We start from the raw sequence: 24,359 nt of genomic DNA on the forward strand, positions 1-24,359 counted from the left end.
TCAAAGAGTGCTTTAAAAAAACATATAACCTAATCAAAATATTTCTATTTTGATTACGGAAAGAAAGTCCTTATTAAAACATATGGTTGCTAATTTAATTGCGATCTGCCTTGCACCCAAGCAGCAATATCATTTATAACATACTCAGGGATATTAGCAGGACTATAATATTCATCTGGCTTACTTATTTCCCCATCACCCTCTGTAAAGAAATGATTTAACTTTGGATATAGTCGATAATCTACGTTATCTCGTTCTTTTAATTGTTCTTTCCAAAGAGGAATTTCAATTTTTGATTGAACTTGATAGTCTCTTTCTCCTTGAATAATAAGAAGGGGTGTCTTTTGTTCTTTTGACATTTCTGCCGCTTTAATTTTCCGTACAGAATCCCAAAATACTGCTGACCCTAAGTAAAAATCTTTTGGGGGATTCTGACCAGAGAAATTGGGATCATTTAATAATTCAAATTGCGATTTGTAGAATTTATATTGATCCAGGTTCATTGCTCCAATAGAGAAAAGGTACTCAAATTGATCTAAAACAACGTCTTGGATCGTACGAGCTGGCCCTCCCATTACAATTGCTCCAGCAATATTTTTATTTTGGTCTTTTTCAATCATTTTCGGAAGCATCATTCCACCTTGACTATGACCAAGAATATATATTTGATTCTTATTTATTAGAGGCTCATTTTTAAGAAATTGAGTTACAAGAAGAGCATCATCTGTTGTCTCTTTATCAACTGTATAAAAGGGACTGAATTGTGTTTTCAACCCATGTTCATACGTTCTTTTATTATAGCGAAGGACAGCAATTCCCTTCGATGCAAGACCTTCAGCTAAATCGCGAAATGGTTTTAAAGCAAACGCTGTTTCATCCTGATCAGTTGCTCCTGATCCTTGAACAAGAATAACCGCTGGAAAAGGACCCTTTCCTTTTGGAACCGACAATGTTCCTGGTAATGGAAATGCACCACTTCCAACTACTACTTCTTTATCAACAAATGACTCAGGCTTACTATATGATGGACGCTCTGCAACAGGACTAAACGACATGCTGAGTTGAAAATCGTCTATTTTTCCAGATGGATCTAGTTTAATTAGTAAAGGTACAGTCATTTTTTCAAAAACTAATTGAATCTCCACATTTGTATGAACAGGATTTATCTCTTTTTGTGTAACTTCCCCAATTTCTATAAAAGAACCTGCTTGTAATTGCACTGGGAGTCCCTCCCAATAGCTCTTCAGCCATTCTTCGGATATTATTTTCTGTAATGACCTTGAGGTTAAATCAAATGCAGATTTATAATCTTCACTATTCATATGGCGAATAAATGAAAGAGTAGTAGATATAATAGGATTTTCATCATCACTATTGTCTACTTTTTTTATAGTTGTGTTTGCTTCCTTTAATTTCGAACTAAATTGGTAGTTAAACGGATAGTTATATGTATCAGGATATAAGCTTGTTTTCAATACTTCCGTATTCCGTCCCTCATACAAACTTGAAGAACTCGTAAAATTTTCAGGTGAAATTACTTCCTCCGCATATGAGACTGAAGGAATTGTTATTGTAAAAATTGCACTGACAAGTAATAGCTTATTACTTATTCTTCTTTTCTTACCCATAATTATTGATTCTCCTTCCAAAATTTAAAATTTCTAATAGAACATGCCAACTATAAGGAAAATAAAAATTATTAAAGAGATTAATAATCTATTTTACGATCCCCCCCTAACTAGTTAAAAATCTATCATTAACAAACTTCAATAAAAAATGCCTTCCCCCTCTTTTTTTATCATTGGATTTTTCAGTGACATAGAAGCGCAGCGCTGCATTACATGTAACTGACCCATGGGGTTCTCTATTCTAAAAGAAAGCAGCACCCCACAAGATACTTTCTTTAATTGTTCTCACTCTAATTTATTTAGATAATTCTCTTATTACTGTAAGATACATTTATTCTAAATCCTAAAACTCACTTATTTCTTGATAGGTTCTTAAGAAATATCAAAAAATAAAGAAAAAAGTTATTTGGTTATTCATTCCGCAAGCTTAATGCTCAAGTTAGTTTTTTTCACATGGTGAAACTTTATTAAGAAAACTTTAAGGAATTTCCCTCTATATTTATAAGAATTTTTTTCTATACTGAATCCTGTAAATGAACAAGAGGAGAAATGACCATGAAGAAGTTTGTAATTTGCATATTAGGAATAGGCCTTCCTATATACTTACTACCTTTCATATTACGCGGGGATTTAGACAGATTTAATCCGATTGCTGAAGAAAAAAATGTATATGCCGTTGCGAAAGGATATGGTGTTCCGGATTATCATCAAAAAGGAAAAGCTATGTACTCACTAAAAGCTGTTGATGAATTAAGCAATGAAAAAGAATATAATGTTGGAACGAACACGCCTAATGATTTTATAAGAAAAACTTACTTAAAAATTCATGTGAAAGGAAAGTATGTGTATTCTTACGATATTATTTCTAAAGAGGATATTCCGGAGAAAATAAGGGGACAATTGGAGATAGCAAATAAATAAAAGAGCCAATTCGTACAATTTGGCTCTTTATTCTCTCTCCCATCTACTGCTAGGAGAATTCTTTCGGTAGATTTATTAAATTCGTTATCATTGTTTCAATAACCATTCTTCAATTACTTTCACTGTTTCATCTCGTTGTGCTTTTGGCGTAATTAAACTCGCATTGTCACCTTTTTGCTCGCCATACATGCCAAAATGAGCATGATTGCCCCCTTTTATCATGTGCATAGTTGTATTCTTTGACATGAACTTTTTATTGTTCTCTATTTTTTCTACAGTTGCTAAAGCATCTACTTCCCCGTAAATTGATAACATTGGAATCGACTTAGTAGAGAAGTCATCTGCAGGATACGAACCTAAGAAAATAATCCCGTCTACCTTTTCTTCATGTTGAAAGGCATACCTAGAAATCATAGCTCCGCCCATTGAATGCCCAGCAACATACCATTTTTGAACTTCAGGATACTGTTCAATTACACTATCTACCTCATTTATTCCAAATAACGCTAAGTTTAATGGTAACTTAGGCATTACTACAAAATGCCCATCTTTTGCAAGAGCTTCTCCTAAGTAACTATAAGCCTCGGCTTCTACTTTAGCTCCTTGATAAAAAATAACTCCTATTTTTGCATCTTTCTCTCCAAAAACTATATAATCTTCATCTTTTTTATCATCTACTAAAGACAAAGCCTCTTTCGTTGGTTTATAAGTAAACTGAGACCAAGTTAAAAAAGTAATACTTCCGATCATTAAAATACCTAATACAGAGTACAGAACAATTTTTATCCATTTCTTCACACATATGACCTCCCTAAGATGTGTATATTCTATACTTTAGATTATCATTAATAAACATAAAAACTCGAGCATTTTCATTGTGCTCAAGTTTTCATTTACGTCTTTAATTTATACTATAAATTGTCCAAGATAAATATGTAGCAAATGCAGACCATAAAAAATATGGGATTAGCAACCATGCCGATACTTTAGATAAATTGGAAGAAAACATAATAAGAAGTAACGTAGTAATAGCGACTAGTAAACAATCTACTGTTGCTAAAAACAAATTCTTTTGGCTAAATTGAAAATAGCTGAACGCTTGATTACATATATAATTTAAAAGGAATAAAAACCAAAATGTTTTTGGCTTGAATCCATAGTTGTTGTAAATAATTGCAACTGATAATGCAATAAGTCCAAATAATACAGCCCATATCATTCCGATTGTCATACCAGATGGTGTCCAAGACGGCTTTTCTAACGCATCATACCAAGTACGATCAATAGGGAATAAAACACTAGAAACATAAAACAAACCATATGTTAGTAAAAATACTATAATACTAGATTTTTTCATAAACATTCTCCTTTTTACTAGAAGATTATAGAAACTTTATATGATTAGTATGTCCTTGTAATGGATAAAATTCTAATATTAAAATTCAAAATACATATTGTTTAACCTATTTCATACAAATTCTTTCATACTTTTATATGCACAAAGGGCTCTCTCCCGTGCTGCCTTATGATCAACAATCGGAAAAGGATATGTATCCCCAAGTTTTATATTGGATTTTTGTAAAATATGCTCAGGTGCTTCCCAAGGCTTATGTATATATTTGTTTGGGATATCTCTTAATTCTGGTACCCATCTTCTTATATACTCTCCATTTTTATCAAACTTTTCTCCTTGTGTGATTGGGTTAAAAATACGAAAGTACGGTGATGCATCTGCTCCACTTCCAGCAACCCATTGCCATCCCATTGTATTATTTGCAATATCAGCATCTAGTAGTGTATCCATAAACCATTTTGCTCCTTCTTGCCACGGAATTAACAAATGCTTTACAAGAAAAGAGGCTACAGCCATTCTTGCCCGGTTATGCATAAAACCTGTTTGCCATAGTTCTCGCATTCCCGCATCAATAAACGGATAACCAGTTTCACCCTTCTGCCATACTCTTAATAACTCCTCTTCCTTATCCCACGGGAAATTTTCAAAGCTCTTATTAAGAGGTTTATATACTGTAAATGGATAATGGTATAGTAAATAATAAGAAAACTCTCGCCAAATTAATTGACGTATAAAGCTATTAACTTGTTTTTCAAAAAGACTACATTGTCTTTCGGTACTTTTATTTATTAAGTAATGAAACATTAGCTTTACTGATATTTGACCAAATGAAAGATACGGTGCCAACATCGAATGGACATTTTGACCTGGAAAATCTCTTCCTTCACTATAAGAGACTAATTTACTAGAGAAAAATTTCTTGAATGTTTTATATGCCCCTTCTTCTGTCGGATCCCATATTACTTCCATATGAGATGTCCACGGTATAGTCGGCAACAATTGTAATTCTGAAACAGATAAGCTTGCTGGTAAAGAGTTTCCCCACTTTATACTCTGCACTCTGCTAAAAGGTTTAGGTATTACCTGCTTTTGAAATGCATTGTAAAAAGGCGTAAACACCTTATATTCAGTGTTATCTTTCTTTTTAATAATCCACGGTTCTAATAATAAATGCGAATTAAATTCTTTACAGATAATACCTTTATCCTCTAACATCATTTTCATTTTTTGATTAGATTGTAATCTGTCCGGATCATAACAAATATTCCAATATACAGCCGTTATATCTAATTGCTCTATGAGAGAAAGTATTTCTTCCTCCGTACGTCCTTTACGAATTATTAAAGTAGAGCCCAATGCCTCAAGTTGCTTCTTTACATCTATTACAGCATGGTGCAACCACCACTTTGACGCACTTCCTATTGAAAAAGTTTCATCTTGTATATATACAGGAAGAACCTCACCAGACTGAACAGCCTCAAATAGAGCTGGGTTATCATATAAACGAAAATCTTTTTGAAACATAACAATAATTTTATTTTGCATGGCTATCCTTTCTTACTCTTAAAACATAATAGATTCTTTATGTGAATACTCATCTCTTTTACTTTTGCATTATTATATTAATAATTCTTTGTAATCATAAACAAACGTTTCCATAGTTATTGGACTTCTATCTAGTAAATTCGATAAATCTGATGTGACTTTTTTAGCTAATCCTAATTTTGCAGTTGTATATATTCCAATCATAACCCAAATAAAGTCACTGTTAAGTCCCTTTTGAATCATTCTTTTTCTAAATTTAAATATACTTGGATTTGTATAAGTAATATCTTTATTTATTATTTTTGAAATAATAGCAGCAACTTCATAGTATGTTAATGCCTCATTTCCCGTTAAAGAATAAGCTTTAAATTCATGTCCCTCTTCGGTTAATATCTTAGCTGCAACTTCTCCAATATCCCGTACATCTATAAAACTTGTTTCCCCTTTACCAGCAGGTACTTCAATTATTTTTTCATTTCTTAATTCATCACCATGTTGTGATAATAAATTTTGCATAAAAAAGCTCGGTCTTAGGAATGTGTAAGGGATCCCAGAAGCCCTTATCATAGCTTCAATTTTAGCATGAGGTACTATCGGATTTTTTTCTACACCTAATAAAGATAAAAATACAATGTGTTTTATACCTATTTCTTTTGCGGCATCTACAACAGGCTGGAAATACTTTTTTGCATCAGCTAGATGTGGCGGTCTTATTAGAAAGACTTTAGTAACACCTTTTAAAGCCGCCTTTACAGATAAGGGGTTTTCAAAATCAAAATACACTCCTTCAGTTTCTCTACTGCGCGTTGTGACTTTGAAAGTAGCATTTCTTTTTATTAGGCATTTTACAACCTCTTTTCCTACATTCCCTGTAGCACCTGTTACTAAAATCATTATAATCACCCTTTATTTTTTTGTAAATTTCGAATCATACCTTGCAAAACTCGAACTGTATTTTCTACTTCCTCTTTAGGAATACTAGCTGTAGCATTTTTTATAACTTCATCGCTTACATTTTCTATCTCCTGTATTAATGCCTTAGTTTCATCTGTTAAAAATATTAAATGTGACCGTTTATCTTTAGGATTATGTTTTATAAGAATCCATTCTTTTTGCAATAATCTTTGTATAATTCCGGTTACTGTTGGACGGTCTGCTAAGAGCCTTTCAGCAATCATAGCCGGAGTGGTTCCATTTGGATAAAGAGATATATCCTTTAACACAGACCATTGCTGAGCTGTTATTTTATATTCTTTTAATTGATTTGATAATTCTGTTTTTGTCATTATACTTACCTTGTGTAATAAATAGCCTAAATTATTCATATGACCTCCAAAATAGTTAGCACACTAATTATATAGTTAGTATACTAACTATAATGTATAATTACAAACTTCAATTAATAGTTTTTATATAAAAGATATATCAAATTCTTATTTTGTACTATTTCATATTATATTTAAAATCTTCTTTAATCCTGTTTTGCATGTATTGTACACTCTATATACAAAGATTATTCCTTGCTGTTACTTTAAATAAGCATTTACAATTGTATCTAGCATAGGTCTTTTTTATTGTCCGATTAGTCATACTTATTCTTAATTCTGCAAAATAAAAAGAAACTGGAGAGAAATATGGGAAAACAATTGGATAAACAGTCAAACTTAAATACATCTATGGATTCAACAATCCTATGGACTTTTCAAAACAAAAATGCTATAAATATACTTTTGAATACAGGTAAGCTTATAGCCGATCCTATTTTTGTTAGTAAAGAAGATTTCACCGCATATAAATACATTGTAAGACATATGAAACAGAGTGGTATTAATTTTATTATAGATTCGCCCATTTGGGCATGGCATTCATGCAACGGTTACAAAAAAAGCCTACTGTTGAGACAGCAAGGGAATTACTATCAGATATTCAATTAGAAGATGAAATATATCTTATCGAATTTACATGTCCTAATTTTTTATTCATGCTAACAAACTATAGTGGATGGTGTGACATTTATTTTAAACTTATTGGCAATCCTAAAGCAATTGTAACAAATGATGAAGAAAAATACTTATTTAATCTTTATCCTACCATTGAGGAAGAATGGGAATATCATCATATCCAAGCAACTCTACCCTACCTAAAAAAAGAATGGATTATACAAATAACACAACTTAGTAAGATGAATGGATTTAACAAATAATATTGTTTATGAATGCTTTATTTAAGCATTCATAAACATAACAAATAGTCACATTAAACTAATACATTTAAAATAGCGCTTTTTATATGGTACCCTAAATACTATGTTTTTGCATACATGCAGCTTACTCATTTAGTTTTGGTCTAGTTTGTAAATATAAATTCAAATCCGGACTTGAACCGCTAATAATTACATCTCGAACAATTTTAGAAAGTACCATACTATATACTAATCCATTATCTCCATATGCATAGATAAAGTGACAATTTGGAAACTCTTCATACATTCCAATTATAGGTAAACCATCATGAGTACCACCATAAAAAGCACTTAAATAAAATTCAGGTTCAACTGTTATATTTGGAAAGAGCTTATTAAATTCATTCACTAATTTCTCTTTTTTATGGATTAATTTTGAATCTCTTTCTTGAGCAATGTTTGTATCTTCATCTAACCCACCTATAATAATTCTGTTATCTGCAGTAGTTCTCATATAAATATATGGTCTCGCAGTTTCCCAAATAAGAGTACGCTTATACCAAGAAGATAAATCTTCCACAGGATTAGTCACAATTGCATATGAGCTAATCAGTGTAGCGTTCTTCTCCTTTTTAAATTCCAAACCTTCATATCCTGCAGCCACAATTACTTTTTTGGCAGTAATAGAATTGCCCCCTTTTGTATAAAAAACAGCACATTCTTTCTCTAACTTTTTGCCAACGATCTCCGTATCTTCATAAATGTGAACTCCTTTATTAGAAGCTTGTTTTAATAAACTATGTGTAAATTTATAAGGATTTATTTCACCATCATTATACGTATAAATAGCTGCACGTTTTTGAAATGGATATCTCTGTCCAATTTGTTCCTCTGATAGCCAAGTCGCTTTAAAATCATGCTTATGTAAATAATACAGTTCTTTTTCTAATTTCTTTATATCCTCTTCATAGCTTGCATAATATAAACTGTCACGTCGTTTAAAGTCAGAGCAATAAGGTAAATTTTGATCAGTATATTCAATATCATTAATAGCTTGTTCACATAATTTCATATGCTTAACTGCATACTCTTCTCCAAATGTATTTACAAGCTCAAAAAACATCTTGTCACCTAAACATTGAATAAGTGCTGTATTGGTAAGGTTACTCCCGTGTCCTACCTTTCTTTTATCAACGATAACAATATTTAAATCTGATTCACTCAAATAGTATGCTGATTGAGCACCTGAACTCCCTGCTCCTATTATTAGTACGTCACATTTTATATCTTCTTCCAACCGAGGATAAGAAGGTGTATTAGAAAAAGTTGTGTTCCAATATAATTTTCCTTTCTGTAAATCCATTTAAAGTGCACCGTCCTAAATAAAATAGTTATATCCCCATCTGTATCTCCAAATCATTCTTACTATATACTTCTTATCAAATTTTTTTTGCTACCATTAGATTATTAGTGCAATATTTTATTCATCCATATTTGGTATTAAACTAAGCTTATAAAAAGTTAATATTATATATTATTTATTTTCATTTAGAAATTTAAGAACTCGATTAAAAGCTTCTTGACCTGCTGGAGTGTTCATTTTAAATTGAAATTCATGTGCTAATTCACCAGAGATATTTTTATCAAAGAAAAGTGTATCTACAGGTACTCCTTTATTTTGTAAAGTAGAAGCTAACGCTTTACCTTGCTCTTCAAATGATGCAGTATTCCCATCTGTGATGAACGTTGGTGGGTAATCTTTTGTAACGTGTTTATAGATAGAGGCGATTTCCATTTCAGGTAATGTTTCAAACTTCTTTTTCCCAAAGTAAGCCCAGCCAGTAGTACGCATAAAGTCTTGCACTTCTTTGGATGTTTCCATTTTAGCTAATGCAGGCATATTATACGGGCCGCAAAATAGCAATATACCTTTAATTGTAGAAGGAGCAACAATAGCTTCAATTCCGGTTAATTTCGCATAATCTGGAGATGTTTGAATAGTAACGAATTGTCCAGATATTTGCGCTCCAGCAGAATCTCCTGCAAAATACAAGTCATCTAGTTTTACATTATATTTCTTTGCATTTTCTTTTATATATTCGTAAGCCTCACCAAGTTGTAGTACGGGTGTAGGATACTTTCTTTTAGGAGCAAGAGCATAATTTATATTTATTACTGTGTAACCACGAGCAGCTAATTCTACTGCATAACCAGTAATGTCTGATTTATCTCCACCTACAAATCCACCCCCGTGTACCCAAAAAATAACAGATGTTTTTTCCGTAAGATTTTGGGGATAAATAATGTCTAATGTACCATCAGGAAATTTAGAATTATAATTAATATCTTTAACAATTCGTGTCTCTTTTAGAGCGTTTTTATAATTGTTAGATTGAACAAACATTCCACCTTCAAATGCTTTTTTTATGAGAAACGCTTTCGGAATAGGTGAAACATTCCAAAAAACAACTCCGGCAATAATCAATCCGAAAACAATACAAATAGTTAGTAGCATTCTTTTCTTCCATATCATTTTAGTTTTTAACTGTTTTATTCTCATAATTAAAGAATCTCCATTCTTTTTAATAATAATCTTAAAATAAATCACAACATAAATTTTTATTTTCCGCCTGCTAATCCGTCCTTAGAATTTCATGCAAAAGGTTATATATTTTTATTATGTACATATTAGATATCTCCTATAAAACACATTAAAAATTCAAACAAAAAGAGCAAAAGATCCCCATTTATAGAAGATTTCTTTTGCTCTTTATAAAGGACACAAGTCCAAATAAAATTTGCTTATCTATCGATAACTTACACATAAGAATGCATTTTTTTCGCTACTTTATTAGTAGCAATTTTAACAACTGTTTCTTTTCCACCTGTTTTATCAATCATGAATCCATGAACTTTAACATCAGAAGGTACTAATGGATGATGACGAATCATATCTATACTCTTCTCAATATTTTCACTAACATTTTCTTTTCCACTTAGCCATTCCTCAAGGCTACCACTTGAAAATTCAGGCATACAATTTTCAAAGAGATAGTCTAGTTCCTTGTTATTTTTTATGGAATCACGTTGAATTTGTAGATTAACTACATTAGTTTCTTTATCCTCTATTCCGACAACAAAAATTTCTTCCACATTTTCTTGATAAATAGCTATAATAATAGACCTCATTATATCTCCAAAAGGATGTACAATTACAGAATCGCAGCTGTGTATAGTCAACATATTTTCTCGTTGAATGTTAGTTACTTGTTGTATAATAGACTCTATTCCGTGTTCCATGTCTGTTAACAATAAAACCTTTTTATTCTTTGCATTCATATATAGCACTCCTTCTTCATGATTTTATTTATAGAACTTTTAAACTAGTAACAATAGTTGATTATTCATTACATGATTGTTACCAGTTTTTCCAACGTCCCTCTGGATCAACACTGGCAAGTCTAACCCATCCATTTTGAACTTTTTCTCGAAATGTGAAATTATTATTTAGCAAACGTTCTATATATTTAGTAGGCGCTTGAATTACAATTAATAAACGAAGTGGTGAATGATACGTCTCACGATCCGACTGCATAACGGATTGCCAAGGTAAGCCTGGCAACAAGTCACTTGCATTTCCTTGCATAACACCAAGACCTGCCGTAACGGTTTGTGTTGTTTTGTTTCCACTACCATAATAATGAGGGGCTACAGTTGAAGCGTAATATTGTAGATTGATCCACTGAGCTACTGTTCCCGGTCCCGCTATGATGTTAGCTAATATATCGCCAATTTCATCCTGTTTCCAATCATAATTATGAAGGAAAGCTCTACCTTCTAAGTCACAATCCCGAGTCAATTCACGCTGTCCGATAATAAAAGATGCATTACGTGCTAATCCCCATTCCGGACGTATTTCACTCCAATCTTCTGCAAATCGGTGTGCCTCTTTACTCGGATTTTTTATTTTCGTTTTAAAATGAGGTAATTGCATTAAACGCTCTCTATTTGCATGTTGGCTCACATTTGGCATAATGGCCTCAATACAATCAAATGCTTCTTGCGCAGTTTCCGAAAGTTCTGGAACGTAAATCCACTCTAATTCATCCACTGTTGTTTTATGTTCAGCTGCTGCAAAAATGGTGTCATCGGGAATTTTAATACCTTCAGCAGACAACGCCTCTCTCACTTCTGGAAGATTACATAAAGTAGCGAAAACTCTTGCATTAAATCCTCCCGCTGCTCCGCCACACGCACCACACTCAAGCGCTGCAGCATAAGGATTATTCGTACTTTGACTACTGTGGCCGCACATTACAACTAAAGGAGCGAAACCTTCTGTTAATCCCACCATTTTTAAAGCTTGACGCACATAGTTCACTTTTTCTTCTTTCGTAAAACCGATCGGTATCTCACAGTTTGTATCATGAACATGATTAAGCGAGAAAGTTGTATCAGGCTTTTGCAACATATTTTTACGAAGGTTACGAATGAAGCCACCTACTCTTCTTGGCACAAAACTCCTTGTCACCATTTGTAAACCAAGTAAAGGACCACTTACTTCAGGTAGCAACATACTTGTCAGTACGTTCTGTTTCATCGTTTTAAATGTATAACGTACCGAACTGCCTACCATCTTACGTTGTTCATAAGATTTACATTCATTTTCATCTGTTAGCTCTTTTATTTGATGTTTCGGTTTTAATATAACTGGCAAAGAAGGATGGCTGTCATTACTACCTAGTTCAGTAGTCGCAATTGGTAACCCAAAGAAACCAGCTATTCCAAACGTTTCGAACGGACCTAATTTTTCAAGGTGGCGACGAAACGGTTCTGAACGTACATCAATACAAAATGCTAATTGAGCTACTACACGCTTTTTATCATTAGTTGCACGTTGCTTAGAAGCCATCTTCTCCCTTAATTGCTCTGCATGCGTCTGTTCCCAAGCTTCTAGCCAAAGTTTCTTGCGAGTATTTTCATCAAAGCGATAAGCGAATGCCAATAATTCACTTTGTTCAGTTGCAGACATTTGTAACCATTTCTCTATTGAAATATCCCCCCAATAGATCCAAGAAGCTATAAGTGGGACGATCGAAACTTTTTTCTCAACCTTTTGATTTTTTAAAGGTAAATACGGTTTTACAATGGCTAGCTCCATAGAAAGTCGAACTGCTAAATATTCTATGAGAAGTTCCTGTTCCTCAATTGATTGTTGCGAGCGCCATCGTATCATTCCTGCCCATCCAGGCAAAGAAAGTAAGTGCCCTTCAAGGTAAGCTTGCATGTTAGATTCAGAAATTCCTAATTCAGATAATGCTTTTGTTAAAGCTATAAGGGCATCTTCTGGCCAATCTTTTAAAGCTTTACGTTCAGTTTTACTGAGCGCTGGATCAAATGTAATAAGGTGTTGCCACGCACGATAAAAACCTTTCTCTCGATTTGGCATCGCCCAACTTGCCCCGGCGTCATCAAGATATAATTTACACCATTTAATAATATGATAATTAAGAATATCCGATAGGTTGTCACCATTTTGATTCTCTATAAGCGAGCTTATTGGTTGCATAGAAGAGTCTTTCATACTCCCTGTATTTACATAATTTATTTCTTCTGCCAATTTATTTAATTCTGGCGATGATAATAGACTAGAAGGTAATCTTTCTAACTTTAAAGCTTCTTGACAAAAACGCTCCGCTGTCTCTCGCGGCATATGAAAAGATTGTGAATCAAGCCAACGAGACAAGGCAATTTGTAAAAATGATTCCTCAATCTCACCTTTCGCCTTTGCCGAATGAATCATGGAAGCACTAGGATAAATATCCACATTACGAGCTTCTTTTAACCAATTTGCAACTTGTTCAAATGATTGCTTTTCCAGCCCCATCCAAGGGTGATGAGCTGCAAATGTAGAGATAGGCCAAAGTGGTGCAATCACTCGGCTAGCCGATACAACTAAATCATTTATATTATTTTCTTGTAGATCAATATTTTTATCTTTCTTTTTTAAAGTCTCTTTCCTTAATATTGACGGTATGCTCATCACGAATTACCTCCCTTTGATACATCATGTTTCAGATAGCTTGGATGACTTTCTACTGACTTTCGTCTCGCCTCACCTACTCGAACTGACCAAAGATAAAGTACAGCGGATAAAGTAGAAGATTGATTACGAGTAACGAAAGTACAAATAATACTACTAAATAGTAAGATACATATAACAAAGATAACGGCTGGAGCTGAAGGTTGAACACTTTGATACATGTCAGTGTGCAACCATTTATAAAGAGAATTATGAACGGTAAAGTAAATGAGAGAAAATCCAATCAAAACAATTAAGCCAGCAATTCGTCCCATTCTTCCCTCTCCAAAAATAACAAGCTGTTTCCAAGAAAAGTATAGTGACCAGCCTAAGATTAACGCACTAACTAATTGATACCCCTCTCCAGAAGTTATAAACCAGAAAGCAATTGCTATAAATAACCCTAAAACACGCCCGACTATCATCCATAAATTGGACATCTTTTCATTAGACTGCTTCACCACCTCAACACGTTGTACTGAGGAACCAGCTTGTAAAAACAGTGTGGCTTTAAATAAACCGTGTAAAATTAAATGAATAATAGCTGCTAAATAAGCGCCTAATGCACATTGAATCAGCATAAATCCCATTTGTGCAATAGTGGAGCCTACTAGCTGACGCTTATAATCAACTTGAACTAAACTAATTCCTGTTCCTATTAAGACAGAAATACTAGAGAAAATTAGTAGAATGATTTGTGCAATATCATCATGAAAAAGTGGTGAAAATCTAGTTAACATGATACCGCCAGCATTTACTAAACCCGCATGCATAATAGCAGAAACAGGAGTCGGAGCAACAGCTGATTCAATTAACCATCTTTGAAAAGGCCATTGTGCTGCTGGAATCATCACAGCTACTATAATCAATAAGTTAATTCCTGTTTTCTCCAATGTTCCAAATTGGGCTACATTTTCATTCGTTAAAACTGATGTTAACTGCCACTGTCCAGTTATTTGAAACAGCCAAATGATAGCTAATAGTAAGGCAATCCAACTTATTGTAAATAAATAGCCTGAGATTTTTGTTGCTTCACTAACTACTTTCCACCCTTTATTTAGCCCGATGAGTAGAACCAATCCTATAAGTGTTGCACCCCAACACATAATCATGAAGCGAAGATCGTCACTTAACCATGCAACTGAAGATACACCTGTAGTACATGTAAAAAGTGCAAAGTATTTTCGATATGAGCGATCTCCCATTAAGTAACGTACAGAAAATCGCTGAATGATTAAACTAATTGTAAGAACGAAGAAAGCCATTAACCAAGCTAAAGTATCTAGATGCCAAGGCCCCACAACTCTATCTCCATTGTTATTAACAAGTGCAAGTAAAGAAACCAATGAAGGCAAAGCAGCGATACCAATATGGATATGAACAAAACGTAAAGGCATCCTTGCATGTAAAAACAATAATCCACTTAGCCAAGAAGCACTAAGCGTGATAAAAAATAATGTTAACAGTGTTGATGAACTTAGCGAAATTAACATGTAAAATACTCCCTTCCAAACGAAAATAACCTATAAAAATTCCTTTTCATTACGATAGTTTTTTAATTTCAATTTTTATTCACTCTTTTTAGTACATCGTTTTTTCCATAAAAAAAACCGACAACTTCCATAATTCAATGATTTTATATCATCATTGAATTATGGAGATTGTCGGTTTCACTTCAACTAACTTCAATAAAGTTTTTTGAAGAGCTCCCATTTTATAGAGGATAATAATGTATGTATTAATCCTATTAAAAATAACAGTATATCTCTGATCTCCTAGATTATGCAATCAATATATCAATTTATGTTATGCGCTATCTTTCAATTAAGAAACTTTTTCATTTAGTCAATATTACATATTAAAAAAATGCTAAAGCCTTAATTATAGCAAACAGTTAAAATAAGCATCTATTAATTTTTAAAACAATTATAAGATAAACCATATTAAGCAGTTTGTCAATTTATTTATCCGTTTTTCGAATCAAAATTTATTATACATAAATAATTTCAAATTTTCTTATTTTCTAATCATTACCATGTTATTAAGATAAAATAAAGTACACAACTTGTAGATTTCTTAATTATCTCACTGCATTTTTAGTGTATCTTCCACTACCCTTACAGTGGTTTTAATTTTTAAAATTTCTCCTCAAGATTATGAAACAATTTAAAAATCATTACTCGTTCACCAGTACGCGAACTTATATCCGTATGAAAACTTTTCACTTCTTCTCCAGTTAATTCTAGTATGATCTCTTTTAAATCGTCAATTCCAGATTCAACTAGCTCCGAACGATTTTTCTTTATCGTTAGCATACCGTCTTTCGTTTCACAAACAGTATATTCAGCCGGTGTTAAAATACCTTGTAAATTTACGATAATCATATCCCGTAATATATCTGTCTTAACGGATATAGACCCGCGTCCTAGGTAGTCCTTTTCCCAGTGCGTAATTGCTTTACTTATCTCTGACTCAATAGAGCCTTTTGAGTTTTTCATTTATGTATCCTCCTTCAATAAAATAAATTTACAATAACAATATAATAATCTGGATTGATTTTATTTTCAATTATTGAGAAGAATTTATAGGGATTGTAGTCAGGAATTCTTTAATATTATAGTGCAATTTTAATATAGAATTTTTCAATTATCCTCAACACGTTACTCCTACTAAAAAGGCTCTGTTGCACAGATTTCTAAAAAAACATTCTGGAAAAAATAAGAAAGCTCTTGTAACGTAATACATAAACGAAAGAGCCGATTTCTTTATAAAATAGGAAATCGACTTTTGGTTTAGTTATTGATTTAGTAATAAAAACACTTTTTAAAAGAAATAGGCTTATACTATAGACGTTGATCTTTCTGGAAATTTAAACGAAAATGAGCCTCATCATTGTATACTCCAAATTCATATCCTTGCTCTTTATAAAATTTAATAATTTCAGGAAGAGCTTGTAATGTTTGCGCCTTTTCATGCATTAAAACAACTTCTACTTCTTCTGTTGTCTGTTTCTTTACATTTTCGATAATCTGAGTGGGATTACCTTTTAATTTCCAATCATTTGAATCTATCGTCCAATCCCAAACTTTTATTCCTACTTCTACAATTTTGTTACGAATTTCCTGCCCCTTTAATCCTGGTGCCGATCCGTATGGCGGACGGACTAGTTTAGGATTTGTACCCGTAATATTACGAATAAGAGCTAACGTTTCTTTCATCTCCGTTACAAATTGTCCTTTTTTGTATAACTTATCACTATTATGTGTCATACTATGTGCACCAATATAATGTCCTTCTTTTACTGCTCGTTTTACATTTTCCTGAAAACCAGTATTCTGTAAATTGCTACCTTGCATAAAAAATGTCGAAGCAACATGTTGCTCTTTTAGTACATCTAAAAATTTCCCAGTTAATTCGCTAGGACCGTCATCGAATGTTAAATAAACAACCTTTCCTACTGGTTTCCCATCAGGTTTTTTCTGTTTTGCCGGTGGTGTTTCTTTTTTCTTTTCTTGTTGTTGTGTATTAACTGGGTTACTACTTTCATTCGCTACCCCTTTCGCTGGGATAGAGTTCCATTTTCCTATTAAAAAGAACGTGAATAAGGTCGTTGCTAAAACAACTACTAGAGATAGTATTGCCTTAGTTACTACACTTGTTTTTTTCTTATTTTGTGATTCTTTCATTATGTTTCGATCCTTTCCCTACTTATTTTCATATTCATTATTTATGCAGCTAAGAATTAACTTCAGCTGATATTTACAATAAATAGATTAATAGAGGAAGGTGAAGATAAAATGCAGATAATGTCGAAATTAGTTAAAGAATAGCGTATTGCATCCACTCTTTAAAAAAATATTTGTTTCTCTACTACAGTTAAATTTGAAAACTGAATATACATCCAAAATAAAAAATACTACTCTTTCTAAACAATATTTTACATCAAGATAACAGCATGTCGGTATAAAGATAAAATACAGAGATGGCCGTACAATTGAAATTCTATTATAATTTTGTAATTGGAATTCATTTGAACCAAATGAAGAACTAGAAGAAATATTATTATGTGGAGGTACTCCGATGAACCTTGTAATTAGAGAGTTAGAAACAAATGATTTAGATACTCTCCCGGAGATTGATGACAGTTTTATAGTGAATGCTCGGTTAATTCTTTCTCTTTCCAAAGGAAATAGACGCATAGAATATACAGTAGAAGACGTTCCAAGTTATGAAAAAAGTTATTTACAAAATCAAGATGATAATGAAGAACTGGCTTACAATGAATATATAAATAAACCTAATCAAGTCATTTACATAGCTCTGTTACATAACCAAATCATTGGATTAATGGTATTAAAAAAGAATTGGAACCACTATGCTTACATAGAAGATATAACGGTAGATAAAAAATATCGTACACTCGGAGTTGGTAAAAGATTAGTTGATCAAGCAAAGCAGTGGGCAAAAAAAGGCAATATGCCAGGTATCATGCTTGAAACGCAAAATAATAATGTCACAGCATGTAAGTTCTATGAAAAATGCGGATTTGTAATTGGTGGGTTTGATTTTCTTGTTTATAAAGGTTTGGATATTGAAAATGATGAAGTTGCAATTTATTGGTATTTGCATTTCAAATGAAACTGTTTTTAACATGAAACAAAGTCAAAATAAAAAACCCAATCTCTCTATATTAAAATTGAGAAACTGGGGTTAAGTTACTTAACAATATTTTTCATTTAAAACAAATAACTAATTAATAATCCTGCTGATAATAAGAAGCCAAAAATCGTATTTGTCATCGCTGTTGATTTCATTGCGATGCGCATATACCCAGGATCCTTTGCCCCTTTTTGGAAACTTTGAATCGCAGAAATTGGCTTTCTCAAACCTAGGAACATAACTAGTGCCCAAGGGCTTATATAACCCATTAATACAATTACGGCAATCCAGAAATACGCAATGAAAAAGGCTATCGCTAGTGTTACCACAGCTTTCTCTCTTCCAAGGAGGATTACTAATGTCTTTCTTCCACCTTTAATATCTTCTTCGATATCTCGGATGTTATTCGACATATTGATTGCACCTACTAAAATTCCAATTGGAATGGAAATCAATACACTTTCAATCGTTACAGTATTCGTTTGAATAAAGAAAGCAATGAGTACAAAACATGTCCCCATTAACAATCCAGAAACTAATTCTCCAAACGGGGTGTACGCAATTGGTAATGGACCGCCTGTATATAAATAGCCAACTGCCATCCCAATTAAACCAATAACCACTAACCACCAACTGCTATTCATACAAATATAAATGCCAATAAAAGCTGCTACGACATATAATAAAAGCGCAACTGTTAACACATTTTTTGGCTTCAATCCATGACGGACAATTCCGCCACCGATGCCAACAGATTCAGCAGTGTCTAATCCACGTTTGAAATCATAGTACTCATTAAATAAGTTCGTTGCTATTTGCAGCGCTAAACATGCAAGCATCATCGCAATAAATAAAAGCCAATCAATTTTGGCAACATAAAGTGATGCCACTGTCCCTAAAATTACAGGAGAAAACGTCGCCGTTAATGTATGCGGGCGCGTCATCTTCCATATTAATTTAGCGGAACTAATTTCCTTTTCATTCCCCATAACTCTGTTCAATCTCCCTACATTTTAAGTATAAATTACTAGCAGTATCTTTCTATCTATTTCCTGCCACGCATCCATTCATTATAGCAATAAATGATTATCCTTTCTAACAAATCAACTTTTAATAAGATGAAAAATTATAAAATGAAACTTTCATCAGTAGGAGTTTTGTCATCCCCACTGATTATTAGTACATATCCATTGTTTTTTTACGGGCAGCCCTCCCTCCCATTCGCTGAATTTTGTGGTGGGAGTCTTACTGTCCGTTAATGCGGGATAAAAAAGAAGTCAAATTACTTCCAAACAACACCTCGCCTCTCATATTCCATTCTGTATTCAACAGCAGCCGCAATTTTAGGACTTGCGAATCTTTCCGTGATCCAAAGTCCCAAATCAACTCCTGAAGTGACTCCTCTTGCAGTGATAACATCGTCTTGATCTACAATTCGGTAATGAAGGAGCTCTGCCCCGTATTCACTCATTTCATCCTGTGCCAAATAGTGCATCGTTGCCTTTCGACCGTTCAATATACCAGAGGCTGCTAACAGCATACCCCCTGTACACACGCCAGCAACGATTGTTCCTGCATTGTACATCTCGCTAATCATTTTAGTCAAAGTTCCAAGCTCTGCTTGCTTTCGTGCCCCATGCTCTGCTTTATGATTCCAGCCACCACCAGGTACAATTAACAAATCTGGACGATTCTCCATTCGTAAAAAATCATGTAGTTTAACTGTAACTCCAAACGAGGTAGTAACTTCCTGCTTTTGTTCACTCGAAACGAATTCAACTATAAATTGAGCCCCTTCTTCTATCGCTCTTTTCAGTACCTCAAACGGTGCGAAAGAGACAAGTTCTCCGAAACCATCAAACAATACTATTTGTATTTTCATTTTCGCACACCTCATATGCTTTCTTTTTTAAATTGTAGATATATATAATGATTGGACAATCTCAAAGTGTAAATTGTAAAGTATACCTAGATTATTCAAATAAAAAATAATATCCCACATAGTTAAATACATTTGTAAACCCTACATTTTCTACAACTGCAACAGAAGGCTTGTTCAATTCCATACAGTCCCAATATGGAATAATATCACTCTCCAAACAATCTTTCACAAAACTATGCGCTATCTTTTGAGCTAATTTTCTCCCTTGGTGACCTTCTATCGTTTCAATATCTATACAGTGTATATTTTCAAAGACAAACCCTGAAAAACAAACACTCACAATTAAATCATCATAAACAATGCAATAGCCAATCCCCTCATTGAAAAAAGAATCCGGTGAAGACCAAAACTCTAAAATTTTTGATTGCAAAAAATCAATGTTCTTAAATGTATTATTATTATTTTCATAGAGAGCTTTACTCATTTTCAGTACAGTATATCTCTGTTCAAATTTAGACTCATGATGATTTTCATAATCCTCTTTTCCTAGCATATACACTCTTTGATTCCAACTCTTTAATTTACGATGCTGAAATATTCTTTCGATTGTTTTATTCCACTTCGAATGATTCCCGATTCCTTCAAAGCAATCTAGTCCTACTTTCCTCGCCTCAGGTACTATTACATGATTAATAAAACGATTCACTTCTTTATTAAACTCTTCATTTTCAGCATCTCCAATAAAGAAGAAGCCATCATTATTACCTAACCAAATGAGTCCCGAATTAGGAGAAGTCACGTTATCTACAAATATACGACCAGGATTCACTCCTGCAATTACAGCACGTACCTCTAATTGACCTTGTTCATTCACTAAACGATTACACCTATAAAAATCATCCTTGCTTAGTTCACAGATCATACGTTACACCCCCTTTTTTAAACTGTTCTATTCTAACTTTACCATTTTTACATAATATTCTGTATTTTTACTAAGAGTAGTTTTAAAGCGATGCGATAAGTAAATGAAATACATAATAAAAAAGAGCCAATCTCCAACACAATAGAAGATTGACTCTTTCCTTTATTTATTCCCCTGTTTCAGAAAATCGCTTTATACGTTCACCAATTTCATCGCGAACACGTTGAAATTCAGACCATTCTTTTCCTGCCGGGTCATCAAATCCCCAGTGAACACGATTTACGTGCGAAGGTGTCGAAGGACAAACAGAGTCCGCATGACTACAAAGTGTAACGACTAAATCAGCATTATTTAAAATGTTTGTATCAATCATATCTGATGTTTGATTTGTTATATCGATATTCACTTCATTCATTGCTTTAATCGCATTGGGATTCACTCCATGTGCTTCGATTCCTGCAGAATATACATTCCACTTACCTCCTAAATATTGTTTACCCCACGCTTCTGCCATTTGGCTTCGGCATGAATTTCCTGTACATAAGAAATAGATTGTTTTTTTGTTTTCCATGTTGTTTTCCACCTTTATTTTTAAATTTAGACTGATTGATCATTAAAATATTTACGTTTAAACCAAAAAGCAACGTTTACAAGTGCAATCATGACAGGTACTTCAACTAAAGGACCGATAACAGCAGCGAATGCTGCGCCCGAATGAATACCAAACACACCAACTGCTACAGCAATTGCTAACTCAAAGTTATTACTACCTGCTGTAAATGCTAATGTTGTTGTTACCGGATAGTTTGCACCAATTTTTCTTCCCATAAAGAAAGAAACAAAAAACATTACAATAAAATAAATGAGTAATGGAATTGCTATTCTTACTACATCTAGTGGTACGCTAACAATCATCTCCCCTTTTAAAGAGAACATAACGATGATCGTAAATAGCAATGCAAGTAATGTAAGTGGACTAATTTTAGGTATAAACACCTTTTCATACCACTGTCTTCCTTTTAACTTAACTAGTACAAAGCGTGTCAACATACCTGCTATAAAAGGAATTCCCAAATAGATAAATACTGATTTTGCTACTTCTATCATTGTAATATCGACAATAGCACCTTCAATCCCTAACCATTCTGGAATTACAGTTACAAATACGTATGCATAAACTGAGAAAAAGAGCATTTGGAATACCGAATTAAAAGCAACTAAACCTGCCGCATACTCTTTATCCCCATCAGCAAGGTCATTCCAAACAATGACCATTGCAATACAACGTGCTAACCCAATCATAATGAGACCAACCATGTATTCTGGTTTATCAGGAAGAAAAATAATTGCTAACACAAACATAAGTACCGGACCAATAATCCAATTTTGTACTAAAGATAGCACTAACACTTTTACATCTTTAAATACTCGGCCCATTTCCTCATAGCGAACTTTCGCTAACGGTGGATACATCATTATAATTAATCCAACAGCAAGCGGAATAGACGTCGTTCCAACCTGTAATGTATTCAGTCCGTCTACTACACTAGGGAACACAAACCCTAAACCAATCCCAACAGCCATCGCTAGAAAGATCCATAGTGTTAAATATCGGTCTAGAAAAGATAAACGTTTCATTTTATTTTCCATCTCCTATTAACAGCAAGAATTTTTAACTATCTCATTTGAAGTCGTGCAACAAGATGGATCATCAATTTTATGAACATCACTATGTGCTTTTGTATAAAAGAACTCCCACTCATTACCATCAGGATCCGTTACCCAAAACTTATCTTGCACCGCATAGCAACAAGTCGTATCCATCTCATCACGCGCAAAGAAACCTTCTTTTTCTAATCGTTCTTTATGTAATGTAATTTCTTCAGCTGTATCCACTTGGAAACCGAAATGATTTACTTGATTTCCATTCACCTCATCTCGTACGTTCAGCGTAAAATTAAGTCCTGGCGTCTCTAATAAAAATTTTGCATAATCCGTTTTCACTTTAACTGGTGAAACACCAAATACCTTTTCATAAAATTCAATAGACTTCTCTAAATTCGTAACGTTTATACCGACGTGAACATATCTCATACCTTATTCCTCCTCTTTATATATCATTAATCAATTTTTTTTGATTAATAAATTAAAACTTTAACAGCAGCTACCTTTTCCTGTTTTTCTAAAGATACAGCACAATTCTTCTGATAATAAATTATTCACTTCCGCATCATTTAAATCATAATAACTCCACGTACCTTTTGTTTCTTTTACAATTAAACCTGCATCTAATAAAATCTTTAAATGATATGACAACTTAGATTGCGTCATTTCAAAAACTTCAGTTAAATCACATACACACGTCTGACCTCGCTGGCAAAGTTCATACATGATTTCTAAGCGTTTCTGATCCGCCAACGCTTTAAACTTTTTCTCATAGAGCTGAAAATTTTGTGCCACTGTAGTTCACTTCCCTTCATCAACTTTTTTTGATGTTTATAGTATATACGTAGATGAGTTCTATATGCAACTTATTAATCAAGTTTTTTTGATTTATCTAAAAAACTTCCTCGCATCATATCTTTGTTACAATTAAAAAAGACCATAACCTTTTCAAAAATGAAAAACTATGGTTCTTTTTACAACTTAATAGTTACAATATTTCTGAGGAATGGAGTCTCTATAACTGTTTTAAATTTTAATTTGATCATTATAGAGTAGTGCCCCATCACCCTCAATCTAAGAAAAACAAATACCCCAAAATGAGAAAAATCGATATAGCTCTTCGGCAAATAAAGATAACTCTTGTTTTTGGTGCATATTCATAAAAAGCACGTCATCCTTTCTCATTAACATAAGAGAATAGTAACGTGCTTTTAATTTCAAAAATAGTCTAAATCCTTAAGTTGATGGTTGTGGGGTCCCGCCCCATCGCTATCAACTTAAGAATTAATTGTTCCCCAAAACGAAAAAAAGAAACATAGAAGCGAAAAAAACCTGTTTTTCTTTTTGATAAATATATTTATTGGAAAATACTTTGAACTTTCGGGTACAGATGCTCCTTCTATCCCATTATAGAAGCTATTTTGAACGTAAGTAATTTGTAAGGAATAGGTAAGAAAAAAGAGATTTTCATTGTGTAGGATAAAAATATAAGGAGGTGTGAAAGGCGGAACAGACATGA

Annotated in this window: 22 protein-coding genes and 1 pseudogene; 3 read left to right on the forward strand and 20 right to left on the reverse strand. The window is 33.2% G+C overall.

Annotated features, from left to right (window positions below):
* Positions 1 to 89: 89 nt before the first annotated feature.
* The gene (locus ACUN13_RS17945; protein ID WP_257115497.1) at positions 90 to 1,628 is read right to left on the reverse strand and encodes an alpha/beta hydrolase; all 1,539 of its coding nucleotides are present in this window, start codon (positions 1,626 to 1,628) and stop codon (positions 90 to 92) included.
* Positions 1,629 to 2,183: 555 nt separating this feature from the next.
* On the opposite strand from ACUN13_RS17945, the gene ACUN13_RS17950 reads away from it, so the two are divergent.
* A complete protein-coding gene (locus tag ACUN13_RS17950; RefSeq protein WP_065382364.1) occupies positions 2,184 to 2,549 on the forward strand; it encodes a YxeA family protein in 366 nt (121 codons plus the stop codon).
* A gap of 87 nt (positions 2,550 to 2,636) precedes the next feature.
* On the opposite strand, the gene ACUN13_RS17955 is transcribed toward ACUN13_RS17950, so the two are convergent.
* The 5 genes from ACUN13_RS17955 to ACUN13_RS17975 all read right to left on the reverse strand — a co-directional run bounded on the left by ACUN13_RS17955 (position 2,637) and on the right by ACUN13_RS17975 (position 6,773).
* Positions 2,637 to 3,347, reverse strand: coding sequence for an alpha/beta hydrolase (locus ACUN13_RS17955; RefSeq protein WP_063536800.1), 711 nt, complete (start codon positions 3,345 to 3,347; stop codon positions 2,637 to 2,639).
* 103 nt (positions 3,348 to 3,450) lie between these two features.
* A complete protein-coding gene (locus tag ACUN13_RS17960; protein WP_048657114.1) occupies positions 3,451 to 3,906 on the reverse strand; it encodes a TspO/MBR family protein in 456 nt (151 codons plus the stop codon).
* A gap of 111 nt (positions 3,907 to 4,017) precedes the next feature.
* A complete protein-coding gene (locus ACUN13_RS17965; protein WP_257115498.1) occupies positions 4,018 to 5,448 on the reverse strand; it encodes a cryptochrome/photolyase family protein in 1,431 nt (476 codons plus the stop codon).
* A 72-nt stretch (positions 5,449 to 5,520) separates the two neighbouring features.
* Positions 5,521 to 6,342 carry an SDR family oxidoreductase gene (locus ACUN13_RS17970; protein WP_257115499.1) on the reverse strand — a complete coding sequence of 274 codons (822 nt, stop codon included), beginning with the start codon at positions 6,340 to 6,342 and terminating at the stop codon, positions 5,521 to 5,523.
* Positions 6,343 to 6,347: 5 nt separating this feature from the next.
* Entirely contained in the window at positions 6,348 to 6,773 is a 426-nt protein-coding gene (locus ACUN13_RS17975; RefSeq protein ID WP_257115500.1) for a MarR family winged helix-turn-helix transcriptional regulator, read from the reverse strand.
* Between the two features lie 309 nt (positions 6,774 to 7,082).
* On the opposite strand from ACUN13_RS17975, the pseudogene ACUN13_RS17980 reads away from it, so the two are divergent.
* Positions 7,083 to 7,651 (forward strand): annotated as a pseudogene (locus tag ACUN13_RS17980) (DUF3841 domain-containing protein).
* A 124-nt stretch (positions 7,652 to 7,775) separates the two neighbouring features.
* On the opposite strand, the gene ACUN13_RS17985 reads toward ACUN13_RS17980, so the two are convergent.
* From ACUN13_RS17985 to ACUN13_RS18015, 7 genes are all read right to left on the reverse strand, one after another.
* Positions 7,776 to 8,993: an NAD(P)/FAD-dependent oxidoreductase gene (locus ACUN13_RS17985; RefSeq protein WP_444877173.1), complete on the reverse strand. Its 1,218-nt coding sequence runs from the start codon at positions 8,991 to 8,993 to the stop codon at positions 7,776 to 7,778.
* A gap of 171 nt (positions 8,994 to 9,164) precedes the next feature.
* Entirely contained in the window at positions 9,165 to 10,190 is a 1,026-nt protein-coding gene (locus ACUN13_RS17990; protein WP_001220687.1) for an alpha/beta hydrolase, read from the reverse strand.
* A gap of 257 nt (positions 10,191 to 10,447) precedes the next feature.
* The gene (locus ACUN13_RS17995) at positions 10,448 to 10,969 is read right to left on the reverse strand and encodes a carbonic anhydrase (RefSeq protein WP_212804056.1); all 522 of its coding nucleotides are present in this window, start codon (positions 10,967 to 10,969) and stop codon (positions 10,448 to 10,450) included.
* A gap of 79 nt (positions 10,970 to 11,048) precedes the next feature.
* Positions 11,049 to 13,673: a DUF2309 domain-containing protein gene (locus tag ACUN13_RS18000; protein WP_257115501.1), complete on the reverse strand. Its 2,625-nt coding sequence runs from the start codon at positions 13,671 to 13,673 to the stop codon at positions 11,049 to 11,051.
* Complete coding sequence (locus ACUN13_RS18005; protein WP_257115502.1) at positions 13,673 to 15,205, reverse strand: NADH dehydrogenase subunit 5; 1,533 nt, start codon at positions 15,203 to 15,205, stop codon at positions 13,673 to 13,675. Before ACUN13_RS18005 ends, ACUN13_RS18000 begins: the two co-directional genes overlap by 1 nt.
* Positions 15,206 to 15,847: 642 nt before the next feature.
* Positions 15,848 to 16,210 carry a DUF2294 domain-containing protein gene (locus tag ACUN13_RS18010; RefSeq protein ID WP_000798157.1) on the reverse strand — a complete coding sequence of 121 codons (363 nt, stop codon included), beginning with the start codon at positions 16,208 to 16,210 and terminating at the stop codon, positions 15,848 to 15,850.
* Positions 16,211 to 16,555: 345 nt separating this feature from the next.
* Positions 16,556 to 17,398, reverse strand: a complete 843-nt coding sequence (locus ACUN13_RS18015; protein WP_257115503.1) for a polysaccharide deacetylase family protein — start codon at positions 17,396 to 17,398, stop codon at positions 16,556 to 16,558.
* A gap of 394 nt (positions 17,399 to 17,792) precedes the next feature.
* Here ACUN13_RS18015 and satA point away from each other — a divergent pair, with 394 nt between their 5' ends.
* Positions 17,793 to 18,350 (forward strand): streptothricin N-acetyltransferase SatA, encoded by a 558-nt coding sequence (satA, locus tag ACUN13_RS18020; protein WP_444877175.1) that lies wholly within the window; start codon positions 17,793 to 17,795, stop codon positions 18,348 to 18,350.
* Between the two features lie 98 nt (positions 18,351 to 18,448).
* Here satA and menA read toward each other — a convergent pair whose 3' ends face one another.
* The 7 genes from menA to arsR all read right to left on the reverse strand — a co-directional run bounded on the left by menA (position 18,449) and on the right by arsR (position 23,635).
* The gene (gene menA, locus ACUN13_RS18025; protein WP_153581854.1) at positions 18,449 to 19,360 is read right to left on the reverse strand and encodes a 1,4-dihydroxy-2-naphthoate polyprenyltransferase; all 912 of its coding nucleotides are present in this window, start codon (positions 19,358 to 19,360) and stop codon (positions 18,449 to 18,451) included.
* 293 nt (positions 19,361 to 19,653) lie between these two features.
* A complete protein-coding gene (locus tag ACUN13_RS18030; RefSeq protein WP_017673637.1) occupies positions 19,654 to 20,253 on the reverse strand; it encodes a DJ-1/PfpI family protein in 600 nt (199 codons plus the stop codon).
* A gap of 91 nt (positions 20,254 to 20,344) precedes the next feature.
* A complete protein-coding gene (locus ACUN13_RS18035; RefSeq protein ID WP_257115505.1) occupies positions 20,345 to 21,175 on the reverse strand; it encodes a GNAT family N-acetyltransferase in 831 nt (276 codons plus the stop codon).
* Between the two features lie 166 nt (positions 21,176 to 21,341).
* The gene (arsC, locus tag ACUN13_RS18040; protein WP_000428364.1) at positions 21,342 to 21,746 is read right to left on the reverse strand and encodes an arsenate reductase (thioredoxin); all 405 of its coding nucleotides are present in this window, start codon (positions 21,744 to 21,746) and stop codon (positions 21,342 to 21,344) included.
* A gap of 26 nt (positions 21,747 to 21,772) precedes the next feature.
* The gene (arsB, locus tag ACUN13_RS18045) at positions 21,773 to 22,813 is read right to left on the reverse strand and encodes an ACR3 family arsenite efflux transporter (RefSeq protein WP_053564038.1); all 1,041 of its coding nucleotides are present in this window, start codon (positions 22,811 to 22,813) and stop codon (positions 21,773 to 21,775) included.
* Between the two features lie 18 nt (positions 22,814 to 22,831).
* Positions 22,832 to 23,269, reverse strand: coding sequence for an ArsI/CadI family heavy metal resistance metalloenzyme (locus ACUN13_RS18050; RefSeq protein ID WP_063245406.1), 438 nt, complete (start codon positions 23,267 to 23,269; stop codon positions 22,832 to 22,834).
* A 60-nt stretch (positions 23,270 to 23,329) separates the two neighbouring features.
* Positions 23,330 to 23,635: an arsenical resistance operon transcriptional regulator ArsR gene (gene arsR, locus ACUN13_RS18055; protein ID WP_002026021.1), complete on the reverse strand. Its 306-nt coding sequence runs from the start codon at positions 23,633 to 23,635 to the stop codon at positions 23,330 to 23,332.
* Positions 23,636 to 24,359: the final 724 nt, after the last annotated feature.

The organism is Bacillus cereus group sp. Bce041 (assembly GCF_052646455.1).

What these genes read in the sequence shown, in the direction of transcription:
- ACUN13_RS17990 (WP_001220687.1), bottom strand. Translation starts at nt 10,190, where the DNA reads ATGAGAATAAAACAGTTAAAAACTAAAATGATATGGAAGAAAAGAATG.
- ACUN13_RS18015 (WP_257115503.1), bottom strand. Translation starts at nt 17,398, where the DNA reads ATGAAAGAATCACAAAATAAGAAAAAAACAAGTGTAGTAACTAAGGCA.
- menA (WP_153581854.1), bottom strand. Translation starts at nt 19,360, where the DNA reads ATGGGGAATGAAAAGGAAATTAGTTCCGCTAAATTAATATGGAAGATG.
- ACUN13_RS18005 (WP_257115502.1), bottom strand. Translation starts at nt 15,205, where the DNA reads ATGTTAATTTCGCTAAGTTCATCAACACTGTTAACATTATTTTTTATC.
- ACUN13_RS17960 (WP_048657114.1), bottom strand. Translation starts at nt 3,906, where the DNA reads ATGAAAAAATCTAGTATTATAGTATTTTTACTAACATATGGTTTGTTT.
- ACUN13_RS17985 (WP_444877173.1), bottom strand. Translation starts at nt 8,993, where the DNA reads ATGGATTTACAGAAAGGAAAATTATATTGGAACACAACTTTTTCTAAT.
- ACUN13_RS18030 (WP_017673637.1), bottom strand. Translation starts at nt 20,253, where the DNA reads ATGAAAATACAAATAGTATTGTTTGATGGTTTCGGAGAACTTGTCTCT.
- ACUN13_RS17965 (WP_257115498.1), bottom strand. Translation starts at nt 5,448, where the DNA reads ATGCAAAATAAAATTATTGTTATGTTTCAAAAAGATTTTCGTTTATAT.
- arsB (WP_053564038.1), bottom strand. Translation starts at nt 22,813, where the DNA reads ATGAAACGTTTATCTTTTCTAGACCGATATTTAACACTATGGATCTTT.
- ACUN13_RS18050 (WP_063245406.1), bottom strand. Translation starts at nt 23,269, where the DNA reads ATGAGATATGTTCACGTCGGTATAAACGTTACGAATTTAGAGAAGTCT.
- ACUN13_RS17970 (WP_257115499.1), bottom strand. Translation starts at nt 6,342, where the DNA reads ATGATTTTAGTAACAGGTGCTACAGGGAATGTAGGAAAAGAGGTTGTA.
- ACUN13_RS17975 (WP_257115500.1), bottom strand. Translation starts at nt 6,773, where the DNA reads ATGAATAATTTAGGCTATTTATTACACAAGGTAAGTATAATGACAAAA.
- ACUN13_RS17995 (WP_212804056.1), bottom strand. Translation starts at nt 10,969, where the DNA reads ATGAATGCAAAGAATAAAAAGGTTTTATTGTTAACAGACATGGAACAC.
- ACUN13_RS18035 (WP_257115505.1), bottom strand. Translation starts at nt 21,175, where the DNA reads ATGATCTGTGAACTAAGCAAGGATGATTTTTATAGGTGTAATCGTTTA.
- ACUN13_RS17945 (WP_257115497.1), bottom strand. Translation starts at nt 1,628, where the DNA reads ATGGGTAAGAAAAGAAGAATAAGTAATAAGCTATTACTTGTCAGTGCA.
- ACUN13_RS18010 (WP_000798157.1), bottom strand. Translation starts at nt 16,210, where the DNA reads ATGAAAAACTCAAAAGGCTCTATTGAGTCAGAGATAAGTAAAGCAATT.
- arsC (WP_000428364.1), bottom strand. Translation starts at nt 21,746, where the DNA reads ATGGAAAACAAAAAAACAATCTATTTCTTATGTACAGGAAATTCATGC.
- ACUN13_RS18000 (WP_257115501.1), bottom strand. Translation starts at nt 13,673, where the DNA reads ATGAGCATACCGTCAATATTAAGGAAAGAGACTTTAAAAAAGAAAGAT.
- satA (WP_444877175.1), top strand. Translation starts at nt 17,793, where the DNA reads ATGAACCTTGTAATTAGAGAGTTAGAAACAAATGATTTAGATACTCTC.
- ACUN13_RS17950 (WP_065382364.1), top strand. Translation starts at nt 2,184, where the DNA reads ATGAAGAAGTTTGTAATTTGCATATTAGGAATAGGCCTTCCTATATAC.